9 protein-coding genes are annotated in these 13,398 nt (G+C 39.8%); 3 read left to right on the top strand and 6 right to left on the bottom strand.

Annotation, left to right across the window (positions count from 1 at the left end; translation table 11 throughout):
• The first annotated feature begins 227 nt into the window (after window positions 1-227).
• From folB to AACU25_RS02125, 3 genes are all read left to right on the top strand, one after another.
• Window positions 228-596 (top strand): dihydroneopterin aldolase, encoded by a 369-nt coding sequence (gene folB, locus AACU25_RS02135; protein WP_096573705.1) that lies wholly within the window; start codon window positions 228-230, stop codon window positions 594-596.
• A gap of 930 nt (window positions 597-1,526) precedes the next feature.
• Complete coding sequence (locus AACU25_RS02130; protein WP_096573704.1) at window positions 1,527-2,807, top strand: diguanylate cyclase domain-containing protein; 1,281 nt, start codon at window positions 1,527-1,529, stop codon at window positions 2,805-2,807.
• 212 nt (window positions 2,808-3,019) lie between these two features.
• Window positions 3,020-3,577 (top strand): sugar O-acetyltransferase, encoded by a 558-nt coding sequence (locus AACU25_RS02125; protein WP_096573703.1) that lies wholly within the window; start codon window positions 3,020-3,022, stop codon window positions 3,575-3,577.
• A gap of 644 nt (window positions 3,578-4,221) precedes the next feature.
• Here AACU25_RS02125 and AACU25_RS02120 read toward each other — a convergent pair.
• The 6 genes from AACU25_RS02120 to AACU25_RS02095 form a co-directional block, all read right to left on the bottom strand.
• Complete coding sequence (locus AACU25_RS02120) at window positions 4,222-5,856, bottom strand: DUF1565 domain-containing protein (protein WP_096573702.1); 1,635 nt, start codon at window positions 5,854-5,856, stop codon at window positions 4,222-4,224.
• A gap of 855 nt (window positions 5,857-6,711) precedes the next feature.
• Window positions 6,712-8,925, bottom strand: coding sequence for a GumC family protein (locus AACU25_RS02115; protein WP_096573700.1), 2,214 nt, complete (start codon window positions 8,923-8,925; stop codon window positions 6,712-6,714).
• A 201-nt stretch (window positions 8,926-9,126) separates the two neighbouring features.
• The gene (locus AACU25_RS02110) at window positions 9,127-10,287 is read right to left on the bottom strand and encodes an endo-1,4-beta-xylanase (RefSeq protein ID WP_096573699.1); all 1,161 of its coding nucleotides are present in this window, start codon (window positions 10,285-10,287) and stop codon (window positions 9,127-9,129) included.
• Window positions 10,288-10,464: 177 nt separating this feature from the next.
• Window positions 10,465-11,520 (bottom strand): glycosyltransferase family 2 protein, encoded by a 1,056-nt coding sequence (locus tag AACU25_RS02105; protein ID WP_096573698.1) that lies wholly within the window; start codon window positions 11,518-11,520, stop codon window positions 10,465-10,467.
• A 29-nt stretch (window positions 11,521-11,549) separates the two neighbouring features.
• The gene (locus AACU25_RS02100) at window positions 11,550-12,308 is read right to left on the bottom strand and encodes a WecB/TagA/CpsF family glycosyltransferase (RefSeq protein ID WP_096573697.1); all 759 of its coding nucleotides are present in this window, start codon (window positions 12,306-12,308) and stop codon (window positions 11,550-11,552) included.
• Window positions 12,298-13,392: a glycosyltransferase family 4 protein gene (locus AACU25_RS02095; protein WP_096573696.1), complete on the bottom strand. Its 1,095-nt coding sequence runs from the start codon at window positions 13,390-13,392 to the stop codon at window positions 12,298-12,300. Before AACU25_RS02095 ends, AACU25_RS02100 begins: the two co-directional genes overlap by 11 nt.
• Window positions 13,393-13,398 lie beyond the last annotated feature (6 nt).

The raw sequence follows: 13,398 nt of genomic DNA, 5'->3' as shown, positions 1-13,398 counted from the left end.
AAACAGAGCTATAAGTTAGCAGCGTTGGTAACCAGCGCCATAGCATTTTTGCATATTTTTCAGGCTTATGAGTCTATTCAGTGCTGAGTGCTGAAGAAGAGAGATGAGGGGAAATAACAAACACCCAATCACCAATTACTCATTACCAATTACCTAATGCCCAATGCCCAATGCCCCATGCCCCATAGTAACGTTAAAATCCAAAATGCAAATTTCGCTCTGATATTATGGACTGCATTCATTTAACGGGAATTCGAGCCTATGGTTACACGGGGTATTTACCGGAAGAACAGGTACTAGGGCAATGGTTTGAAGTGGATGTCAAGTTATGGTTGGATCTGAGTAAGCCTGCTCAAACTGATGCGATCGCAGATACTCTAGATTATCGCAGTGTGATCAGCTTGGTACAACATCTGGTGAAGTCATCCAAGTTTGCTTTAGTAGAGAAGTTAGCTGGTACAATTGCGGACTCTATCCTCCAAGAGTGCGATCGCGTTACTCAAGTTCAAGTAAAACTCAGTAAACCTGCTGCACCTATCCCAGACTTTGGCGGAAAAATTAGCATTGAACTGACAAGAACTCAAGCTATTACCTAAAACTTACTATGGCAGTCCAAAGTCAAACGTGAGCAAAATCTGTTTCTCAATATCTCAGTTGAGTTGCTTCTTTTTCTTACTCAGTCAATTAGGACTGCTATAGATTTTTTTATGGTCTTAGGGAATTTTTAATGATTTATCCTAATGTGGCCCTTCGCCATACATGGTGCTGACAATTTTTTCCTTGATAGGGCTTTTTGCTAGCTAATTTTGTGCCAGCAGTTAAGACACAAATTCTGCAATTAAAGGCTTTGGCTATTAGCTAGTTTTATTTTTCATCTTTTATCATGCCTAGCATCAGATTTTCCGGATGTTTTAAGTAAAAATTTTTTCCTATTTATTTTATACATCCAGCAACTTCGCTATTAACTATTTAAAATCACCAATTCAAGCTTTATCTTTTACAATTACATATTTTTTGACGTGTAGCATTATACATATACAAATTATATGCCCAGTAATTTAAAAGCCTTATTTGCTATAGTTAACTAATCATTAAAAAGTGTATCAAAAAAACACCTCTATTTAGCGAGAGAGAGCCAGGATGCTTGCATTCACTTGATATATCTCGCAATTACTTATATATTTTTATTTAACAGTAATTTTATTAACCTGTAAGTAAATTGTCATTGTACGTATATATTGCATTTTTAGTAATGTTTAATTATTAAGAATTTATCGATTTATAAAATATGTCTTTGGTTTTTTGTAATTGTATGGTAATTTACATTTCTCAATTGTATCTTGAGTTATGAACTGGATATTAACTGTATCAGTAAAAGCAAAAGACAATGATTGAAAACTTAGTGATTATTTTAGTCAAGCAACTACACAGGTAGATTAGAGATTGATTATCATAGGATTATTGATTTTCAGAGTGAGTAGAGACTGAAAATAAAATCGGAACCTTAGCCAACAGATTAGCCTAACATGTTCGACCACAAAATCCTAGTTGTTGAAGATGAAAAAGTCCTAGCTTTAGACATAAGAAATAGTTTGCAGAAGTTAGGATATTCAGTTCCAGAAATTACTGCTTCAGATGATGATGTCCTCCAGAAAGTAGCAGAGACAAATCCACATTTAGTATTAATTGATATCTGTTTAGCAAGGGAGATCAATGGTATCAAAATTGTGGATATTATCCAGAACCACTTCCACATACCCGTTTTATATTTAACGGACTATTCGGAAGAAATTAAATTACATCAACAGCAACTAAGTGAGCCTTTCGGCCACATTCCGAAACAATGTGCTGAAAAAGACTTACATTTTGCTGTAGAAATGGCTATTTACAAGCACCAAATCAGCAGAAAATTTGAAGAGGAAAGACAAAGGCTGACAGCAATCATTAATAGTATGGGCTGTGCAGTAGTTGTGACATATGCTAATGGCCGTATCCAAATGATGAATCCTGTAGCGGAAGCCCTCACAGGTTGGAAGCAAGAAGAAGCCTATGGCAAAGATTTAGTAGAAGTTGTCAGCCTAATTGATAAAGATATGGATGAAGTCATAGATAATTTAGCTACACAGGCAATCCAAGCAGGTGAGGTGTTAAATCTCCCAGACAACTGCACCCTGCTAGCCAAGGATGGGAAAAAAGTACCGATTGGTGATTGTGTAGCACCCATCCGTGATCTGGATGGAAATATTAGTGGTGCGGTTTTAGTTCTTCAGGATATTACTAAACGCAAGCAAATAGAGGCCCAACTGCTGCGTAATGCTTGTCATGATGCGCTGACTGCACTACCCAATCGAGTTTTGTTTATAGATCGCCTCAGACAAACAATAGAACGTAGCAAACGGCGGAATGACTATAATTTTGCCGTTTTATTTTTAGATTTAGATGGGTTCAAAGGAATTAACGATCGCTTTGGGCACTCCATAGGAGATGATTTTTTAGTAGCGATCGCTCGCCGCTTAGAGTCATGTTTGCGTAGTGGTGACACTGTAGCCAGGTTTGGTGGTGATGAGTTTGCCGTACTGATAGAGGATATCAAAGATGTTACAGATGCTACCAATGTAGCCAAACGCATTCAAGAATCTTTAAGCGTCCCACTCAACATTAATGGATATCAAATATGTCCCACAGCTAGCATTGGTATTGCTTTGAGTGGTCATGGTTATGACGAACCACAAAATCTGCTCCGGGATGCTGATATTGCTATGTACCGTGCAAAACGTCAGGGAAAAGCGCGTTATGGAATATTTTGATCGACTGTATAGATAGTAGCCTGTACCACAATCATCCATTAGCTAGTTGTCGAGTAACTATCTATTTAGTTATGAATAGGACAGCATTGGCATGACTCGAGTACTTTATAAGTAAGCAAGCTTATGATTGCCAAGTCAAGAGGAAAATCTAAAATAATTCTGAATTTTCTCTATGCTATTAATCCTATTTTAGGAGATCTAAAAATTCTGTGATGGAAAAAACAGAAAAGCAGAAAATGCTCTCCGGCGAATTATATCTTGCAGAAGATGCAGAATTAGCAAGTGATAACAAGCGAGCCAGTCGTCTTTTACGAATGTACAACGCTACAACAGAAGAACAACAAGAGCAAAGACGACAAATTTTGCAAGAATTATTCGGGAAGATAGGGAAAAAGATATCTATTGTGCCGCCATTTCATTGTGACTATGGCAGTAATATCTATGCTGGCGATGGATTTTATATGAACTATGGTTGTGTAATTTTAGATTGCAATACAGTTCATATTGGTGACAATGTGTTGTGCGCCCCTTATGTGCAAATATACGCTGCTTACCATCCCACATCACCCGATATTCGGCTTTCTGGTAGAGAACTAGCTGCTCCAGTTACTATTGGTAATAATGTCTGGATTGGCGGTGGTGCAATTATTTGTCCAGGTGTAACCATTGGTGACAATACTACTATTGGCGCTGGGAGTGTAGTAGTTAAAGATGTACCAGCAAATGTAGTCGCTGCGGGTAATCCTTGCCGTATTATTCGGCATTTATAAATCAATTTTGGATTTTAGATGGATGAGAAATTTTGCATGAAGATTTAAAATTTCACATCTAAAATCTAAAATTAGACGATTTTGAAAAAAGAACCCAACAGATGGGTAGGGCAAGGCACCAGTCATATATTTGATATGCCAAAATATTGTGGATGCCGTGCCCCTACAAAAAATTTAGCGGCGAGTCTGTGAATGTAGAATCCCCGTCATTCAATTTTGGATTTTGGATTGACGATAGCGCAGCGTAAAGCCTTCTCTTCGAGAGGCTTCGCCAACGGCATAGCTTCTCTACGAGACGCTACCGCGAACGCTTAGAGCGAGTCCGCGAGCGTCTTTTGGATTAACCTCTCCTGATAAAGAAGAGGCTTAAACATTGAAAAATTTTGGTTTTTCTTCTGGGTTAACCCAGAGGCTTGAGACCAAATATTTTAGATTTCAAATTTTCATTTAATCCAAAATCTAAAATCTAAAATCGCTTCGGTCACTAAAGTCAGGGTAGTATCCAATACTTATCGGTTAAGGGCAAAAGGGGAAGAGGAAAAGGGGCAAGAAAAACCTTGAACCCTTAGCCTTTAACCTTTTCCCTAAACTAAATTCCGAGTTGAAAATCCTTAACCGAGCAGTATTGGGGTAGTATCAAGGCATCAAGCACTGATGATATAAGGCGAGTTAATCGCCGCTACACGACCGGCATCTACTAAAGCTTGGTAAACTAGCGCCACTACCTCAGCGCGTGTAGCATCGCGGGTAGGGTTGAGTTGTTTGGGGTTGGGGTAATTGACGATAATTTTCTTGTCTAATGCTTTTGCTATTTCATCCTTGGCATATTCAGGAATCTTGGCTTGATCATCAAATTGGAAAGATGTTACATCATCCGCAGATAACCCCAGCCCATTCACTAGCGAGACGATAACTTGCACCCTCTGGATATTTTGATTGGGGTGGAAAGTACCATCAGGAAAACCAGCCATAAACAGACCTTGGTATGCTTGTTGAATTACCTTAGCTGCCCAGAAGTCTGCTGGTACATCCTTGAATTTGCTAGCAGCACGGTTGGGAGATGGGTTGAAAGCCTTGACTAATAAGGCAGCATATTGCGCCCTAGTCATCGTCGCATCAGGTTTAAATGTGCGATCGGGAAAACCACTAACTATTTGCTGTTTCACTAATTCCCGAATAAAAGCCGCCGCCCAATGATTGCCAATATCGGTTAAGTCAGTAGGTGCAGGTGTGGGTGTCGGCGTGGGTGTCGGTGTTGGTGTCGGGACTGGTATCGGGGTTGGTGTTGGTGTGGGTGTTGGCGTTGGTGTGGGTGTTGGCGTTGGTGTCGGTGTTGGCGTGGGTGTGGGCGTTGGCGTTGGTGTCGGTGTCGGTGTTGGCGTGGGTGTTGGCGTTGGCGTTGGTGTCACCGGACTAGCTGCAAACTCGATGCTACCACTGACTTTAGTTGGGTCGATTTGATTTCCTACAGATATCAATTTATTGGTACCTGCATTTTGCAAATCAAATTTACCGTTATTGCGTAGGACGTTACCTCCAGGACTAATAGCGCTGCCTAAATCTGGTAAGGCGCTGGCAATCACTGTTAGACCATCATCAGTGTTTTTTTCGCTGAAATTATTACGTAGTATAGGGCGTGCTGTCCCAGAAATAACAATTCCAGACCGATTTTCAGATATTTTGTTATCTATGAGTGTGGGTGCAGCTGCATCACTAATCGCAATGCCAAAACCTGTTTTGAAGAAAGTGTTACCTTGAATTTGCCCTTTAGCATTTTTCGCTATAGAAACACCATTAGCAGCATTTTCAGAAAACACATTGCTGAGTATCTCTGGATCAGCATCGCCAGTCGCAAACACTCCCTCACGCTTAGATTGAGTAAACGTGCTATTTGCAACTGTTGGTCTACCAGCTTCTACCCAGACAGCAGAACCACGGCTAGCTGGATTTGTTACAGTTACACCCCGCAGTTGTGCCCCATTCAGCATCACAAATGTGACATTTTGTCCTGCAAAAGTACGGCTGAGATAGTTACCACTACCTTCAATTAAAATACCGCTACCTTTATTGGCTTCATTACCTACTACCGTTACCTCAGATGCCACGGTTAGCGGGAAAACTTCACCAGTAGTTGCATTGTAAGTACCTTCTGTCAGTTGAATTTTGGTGCCTGGAGTAGCAACTTTGAGAGCTTTGGTAATAGTTTTAAAGGGGGCTTGTTGAGTACCAGAGTTGTTATCATTGCCTGTCCCTGGATTTACGTAAAAATTTTGCACCATATTTATACTGCGAAAAAAGACATAGATATACTAGCGCTAACTATTGAACTAGGTAGCAATTCCTAAAGATTAAATCGCAACATTGACTTCCAGCCTATGATGATACATTCCGCAAAAATCTAGAAAAATAATTGCTTGATTTTAACCGGATATAGCACACAGGGTAGTTGTAAATGCTTGTTTTTCGTAGTTAAAAACCTTTGGTAGAAAGTATTGCCAGAATTTTTAGTGAATATAGGTGCAGGCGATCGCGCTTACAAAAATTATGTTTTCTTATCTTTTCACCAAAACATCGATTAAAAATCAGTAATATTTTTTAACCAAAGTAGAGTTTCAGCAATGATATTCCTTCTCTTCATCAGCAGTGTTGTAGATAACCCAGGGAAAAGGTGTACCCCTGCGCTTAAGCAAGCTACGCGTAGCGTCTCCGCAGGAGAAAGGTAAGGGTTAAAGGTTTTTTCTTATACAATTTCTCTAAATCCAGGCTACAGATAATTCTCCCTCTGCCCCTCTGCTGTCTATATGTAGCCATATTTTGGAAAATTGATCTTATACCAATTCTCCAAAATTCAGCAACAGATCCAAACTCAAAAACCCTTGCTACATATGGCTTTATTAATTTTGAATTTTGCGGAAAGTCTGAGCGGAGGTTTCCTCCGTACACCGAAGGGGTTGCCGCAGGCATCAGAACTTTCCAAGAGAGAATTTTGAATTGGTATTACTCCCTTTACCCTTCCCTCTTCCCCCTTACCCAACAACTATTAGCTGCTATCCAAACCTTCCCAAAATAAAAAATCCCAGAGGTGCAAACCCCTGAGATTTCTTTATAACTAACTAGGTTTTTTAGTTATTGAATTATCTTTGGCTCCAAGTTCTGACTCCAGATTCAGATTCCGTTGTTACTGTGTCAGCACTAAAATATTCCTTAGCATGATAGAAATCATTGCTAGACTCATTTTTCTCATTAATGCCATTCACTAATAAACCTAAGACATTTTGTCCGGAGCGCTGTAACAATTCTTTGGCATTATTAGCGCTGTTAGAATCAATTACCCCAGGACGAGCCACTAGTAAAATGCCATCAGTCATGTGGCTTAAAGTCACAGCATCAGCAGCCAACAATAGGGGTGGAGCATCAATAATGACAAAGTCATATTGATTAGAGAATTCTTGAATTAATGTCGCCATCCGTTTAGAATCTAACAGAGCTAATGGATTAGGAGGTCTAACCCCAGCTGTTAAGACATCTAGATTCTCAATGACGTTAGATGCAGCAGTTTTGAATTCCGCTTCACCTACAAGTACTTCACTCAAACCGGCTGTATTGGTAATTTGCCAGAGATGATGCTGTGTTGGAACTCGCATATCAGCATCAATTAATAAGACTTTGCGTCCTAATTGCGCGATCGCAGCTGCTAAGTTGGCAGAAACTGTAGATTTACCTTCTTTAGGAACTGCGCTACTAACCACAATGGTTTTGAGTACCTTATCTGAACTCAGGAATCTCAGGTTAGCCTGAATCATCCGGTAAATTTCGCTAGTTAAGGAAGTAGGTGAATCGATAACTGCAATTTCTTGGGTAGCTATCTCTGTTTCGCGATAACGAGAGCGAATCTTTTTCGTAGATGAGGGAACTATGCCTAATAAGGTATAACCAAATATTTCTCTGATTTCCTTAAGTGTTTTCAGAGATCTATCTCTAGTTTCAAGGAAAATAACAGCAGTGGTGGCTAAAAATGCACCTAATAAAACACCTAGCACCAAAATGAAAGGTTTCAATCCTAATGTTGGTTTGTTGGGGACAGAACCTTTAGCAATGATGCGAGCATTTGGTGTATTATTATTTTCCGCTAATTGTAATTCTTGAACCTTTTTCAAGAGAGTTTGGTAGGTTGATTGGGCAACTTCCAATCTCCGTTCTAGATCCCTCTGTTGTTGTTCTAGTTGGGGTATGATTCTTACCCTTTGTTCGTAAACCGAGCGAGAATTGTACAACGAAGTCAGCTTTTGTTCTAAGCCTCGGCGTTGAACATCTGATTGCAGAAAATCTCTAATGAGGTTTTGTTTGGTTTCCCCTATTTGTAGGGTTTTTGGTTGATAATTGACTGGCCCAGCACCAGTTTGACCAATTTCTTTTTTGAGGAGAGCTTGTAAGTTAGCTTTCCTTTGTTCTAAGTTAACAATTACTGGATTATCATCTAAAAATCGGCTGCGTTCGCTGGCTAATTGTCTGTCTATGTCTTGCAGTTGAGTGAGAATTCCTTGTACCGCAGGTGACTGACTAACAGCACTTGCCGAGAGAGCCTCTTGAGAATTTAAATTTACTTTTTGACGCAGTTCATTAGTTTGAGCAGTTGCTTGATCGAAGTCAGCTTTAACACCGTTAATGTTACTGTCTAAATTGCCAATAATTGCAACTGCAGATCGCGTCTCCTCTGCCAAATCTACGATGTTATATTTTTGTTTAAATATGCGGAGCGCCGCTTCCGCATCCTGAACAGCACTTCTATTGTTAGGCAGTTGCTTCGCCATAAATTTGCGTGTTGCTTCTGCTTCGGCGCGATTGGTGAGAATATCATTCTCTAAATAGAGATTCATCACGTTGTTAACTACTGCGGCCGCCTCTTGAGGGTTAGGACTTTGATAGCTAACTAGCAACACATCTGTGCCACCAATAATTTTGATACTTAGGGCTTTTTTTAGTGCTTCTGTTGTTAAAGGTTTACCTTCTTTGTTTTTTAGTTGTAGTTCATCTATGGTTTTTTGCAACAACAAAGGTGAAGTGATAACTTCTATTTGAGTAGTGATCGGGTTTTGAGTTGATACTAAAGGTCTCAAATCTCCTCTAGCTTGACTTTCGCTAGGTAAGAGTTCAGAGCCCACGACATTAAAACTGGGTGTTTTAAATAATAGTTTGCCTTCTGCTTCATAGGATGGCTTGAGCAATGTTGTTGCGACAACACTAAGAGCCACTGTCGATGCAAAGATACTGGCTGCCGGTATCCATTGCCGTTTCACCATCGATAAATAACGACTCAAGTCGAAATCAATAGATTCTCTTGATTCCATAGCTCATCCCAACAAAAAGTTTTCAAAAGTGCAGGTTCAAGGCAATAAAGTAAACAACTACTTACTGGATATGGGCATTAAATATTACTATTTAAATTAAGACTACTATCTTATTAGTATCAGTAGTATATACTAATTAGATTAAAAAACCATGAAGTTATTGATAAGAGCTGTTATTGGTTTCAGTAAAAATACTAAAACTTAGCGTTTAGGTGCTTTGTCAAAAGCTCTAGCGATCGCATTCCATGCCAATTTCGGTTTGAAGTCAGCATCCCACGCTAAGGGTCTGACTGCTGCGCCATCTTTACGAGCTTGAAATTCCGCCAGCCAAGTGTGGCGATCGCTCAATCCCCAATTGATCACAGCGTTAACTGCGGGTACTTCTAGGACAGCACCTAAGTAATCTTCATAAGCTGCAGCAACTATGCGATCGCGAACAGCCACATCCGCAGGTAATTCTTGGTCTATGACATCCAGCTCTGTCACCATAATTTTGAGACCCAAGTCAGCCACTTCTTTCAAGAATTTCTGTAATTTTTGAGGATTAAAGCGGGTTTCATGAGCTAACAGATGAGATTGAATGCCAAAGGCATGAATTGGGACTTCTCTAGATTTTAAATGCTCGAGTAACTTTAAAACGGCATTCCTTTTCGCTTCATTTTCAGGAGTGTCATATTCCAGCCCATAGTCGTTATATACTAATTGAGCTTTGGGGTCTGCTTGAGCTGCAATCCGAAAAGCCATTTCAATATAATCTGGCCCCAAAAACTCTAACCAAGGCATCTTTCGCAAACCTCTAGAGTATCCATCCTCGACTGCGATCGCTTCATTGACCACATCCCAAGAATGCATTTGCCCAGCATAATGACCCATCACTTTTTGAATGTGTTGCGTCAAAAACTGCTTGGCATTTTGCTTATTAACTGTCTCTTTAAACCAAGCAGGCAAAGACATATACCATACTAAGGTATGGCCGCGCAACGACATCTTATTATTGCGTGCAAATTTTGCGAACCAATCGCCCCGCTGAAAATCAAAACTATCAGGTGTTGGACGTAGTAAATCCCACTTGAGAAAGCCTGCAACTAACATCGAGCATTCTCTGACAAGCACCTTTGCTAGCTCTGGCTCTGCTTCTAAATTTAAAGTACCGCAATCTGCTCCATAAATTAACCCCTTACTAGCAGCACGGATTTTTAAAGGAGTTTGTCCTACTACCTGAAAATCTCTGCGTAAGGGAGATACAGGTATAGTTTTCTTTGGGGGCATTGCTTTGCTAATTGTCAAAGCACCTATACTTGCTGCCGTTCCTAAGCCTAAGTACAAGAATCCTCTTCTATTCAGCATCCTATTTTTTACCATTTCGCATCATCCTCATTTTGTGAGCTAAGTTTATCGATTTGAAAATAGGGACTGGGGAACTTGGGGGGTAGTGGGGATCGGGGATGTATAACTGGGAAAAATGAAGATGCACCTTTTGACCGATCCTTAACCCTTAACGTTCTAGGCTACACAGTTCATCACTGTTACTTGATAGATTCACGCCTTATTAGAAATGTATTCTTGCCAATTGTTTAATTTCTCATTGGCTTGCAAACAAACCAGTAAATCTACACAAAATGCGGTGACTGCTACAGGCAAAAACAGCACTGCTTTATGTAAGGATAATTGCAGCAAGCTCTTAAATCGACGTAACAGCAACCATGAGGGAATTACCCAACCGCTTTTTTGGGAAACGTTGGCCTGGATTAACTTGCTAACCCATAATGGATCTTGTTCATTGCGAGCTTTGATAATTGCACCTGCATCTTGGTGCTGGTTGCAGATGGCTTGTAAGTCTTCATAAATCAATGTGTTGATGGTGTTAGCTAAAATCAACCATCGTTCATGGCGGAGTAAGCGACGAATGTCAGTATAAGCTTCAAATATATGGGATGCAGAATCAGCACGTACCACCCGTTCTGGTACTTCTGGGGAAGTTAACAAATTGGTCACAACCATCTTCCACAAGAAGCCGTCTTCTACTTCAATACCTTTGGGCATCCAAATTCTATGTAATACGGCCGCCCTAGCACAATAAAGCTGCCCGCAAATCCAGACTGATTTAGCTCCTGATACTTTAGAAACAGCCAGCGATAGCTGATCTATTAAGCTTTTCTTCTCCTTCAGGGCTACATCCTTGACTAATGTATCTACAGATACACAAGCATCAGGATTGACTTCCAAGGCTTCTACCATTGAATGCAGAGTATTAGGAGCCAGAAATTGAATATCCGCATCCATCAGGAATATGTAATCAGCGCTGGGGTCAGAAAACTGATGGACATAATTATTCCAAGCATTAGGCTTACCTGCTTCTTTAACTTCGCAGACTTTCCCAGAGACACCAGGATTAACGGTAGACTGAACCAACTTGTCTAATGTGGTACGTGCGATCGCAGCTGTCTCATCAGTGCAACCATTGGGCACTACCACAATTTCAATTGCTATATTACTATCATCTGTTTGAAATATACTCTGTGCAAATAAAGATTGCAGTGTGCTGCTAATACAATTAGCTTCGTTATAAGCAAGTATACCAATACTAATTTTCACTCTTCTACCCTCTGATTATTGATTGATGATTAGTTCAACATTAATGTCTGAAAACGCTGCTTCAATACCAGCCAAATAAATGTAGGATTGCCCAGAATATATCGCTTCCACAAACGGCTAGGTTCAACTATCAGCCGAAACAACCATTCTAGACCTGACTTTTGCATCCAGATTGGCGCTCTTGTGACCATATCAGCCACTAGCTCAAAGCTTACGCCAATCCCAATAGAAATTGGTACTTCTAACTCTTGATAATTCTGAGCTATCCATTTCTCTTGCTTGGGCGCTCCCAATCCTACAAATAGAATATCGGGAGAGGCAGCTTTAATGTTGGAATTAATTGCTGCTAATTCTTCTGGCTGGTTTTCAAATCCATAAGGGGGACAATAAGTACCCACAATTAACAGATTTGGATGTCTAGCTTTGAGCTTTTGTTTAGCTTGATCTGCGGCTCCCGGACGACCACCTAATAAAAATATTTTTAACCCTTTTTCTGCTGCTACAGCACAGAGCTTTTCAAACAAATCTGTACCGTTCACTCTACCATTTAAGGGGGTTTGCAAAAATTTAGCGGCCCATAAAAGAGATACGCCATCTGGTACTACTAAAAAAGCTTGGCGGTAAATCTCTCGAAAATAGGCATCTTTTTGTAAAGTTAAAATATGCATAGCATTAGGAGTAACCACATATTCGGGCTGACTCCTAGAAATTGCATGATTAACAATCTGGCTAGTAACTTCTGCAAAACTATATTTATCTATCTCCACACCACAAATATTAATTCTCATGCAGTATCTCCTCAGTTGGATGAAAGTTCGATATTGAATAATAGGTTTCGGCTAAATTATGACAATAATTTTTAATATCAAATGGCTCAACATTTTTCCTAGCAACTTTCCCTAGAGCCAGGCGTAAACTTTCATCTGCAACTAATAATTCTATTGCTTGCGATAGTTCTTGTATATTTCCCGGGGTAACTAAAAGACCATTTTGCTGGTTAACTACTAATTCAGGTATACCCCCAACAGGTGTTGCAATTATGGGTAAACCCCAGCCCATAGCTTCTAAGATAGCCATAGGTAGACCTTCGTTATAAGAAGGCAAAACAAATATATTGGCTTGGGATAATAGCTCATTCATTTGTTTTGCATTAATCCAACCTAAAAAAGTTACCTTCTCTGTCAGGTTGAGGTTATCGGCTAATTCTTGTGCTTTGCTAATTTCACCATCTCCTGCCAAAATCAACTTGGTATGAGCTTTTTGGCTATCAGGTAATTTAGCAAACGCCTCAATTAAATCAAATGCACCTTTGCGTTTACCTACCCGTCCACAAAATACTAAATTTAGCTGATTAGAGTTAGCCCGATTGGGAATTTGAGCAGGTATTTCTGTGGGATTAGGCATCACAATCACTTGTTTGGGATTCAATCCCAATTTGCTCACATAATAGTCTTTCCAAGTATTGGAAAGCACAATAAATCCTTGGCTTTGGCGAAATACCCAACTGACAGTTTTTTGTGCCCATAGCGGTAATTTACTGTAAGTTACATGAAATTCTGCTCCATGCGCGTGCATCAATACAGGCTTACCGAAGATTACAGCTACAATTAGCAAAATTGCTTTGCGTAAAACACTACCTCCATCTGAAAGATGAATATGTACAAGGGCAATTTTTTGAATCGTCAGACACCAAATTAACTTGATTAAAGCTTTAGTAAATACTATTAATCTGTGTATAATTGAACCTTCATCATGACTAGTTATATGCTCAATTTCTATAGGATAATTAATATAATTAATTATTAGTTTCTCAACAGTTGCGATGCCTCCATTTTGTTGAAGACTTGCGCCAATCATCAATATTTTATTCATGATTTC

This window comes from Tolypothrix tenuis PCC 7101 (assembly GCF_963874875.1).
Classification (GTDB): Bacteria; Cyanobacteriota; Cyanobacteriia; order Cyanobacteriales; family Nostocaceae; genus Aulosira; species Aulosira tenue.
The sequence above is the reverse complement of the archived record's forward strand: the minus strand, read 5'-3'. Positions and strand labels throughout refer to the sequence as shown.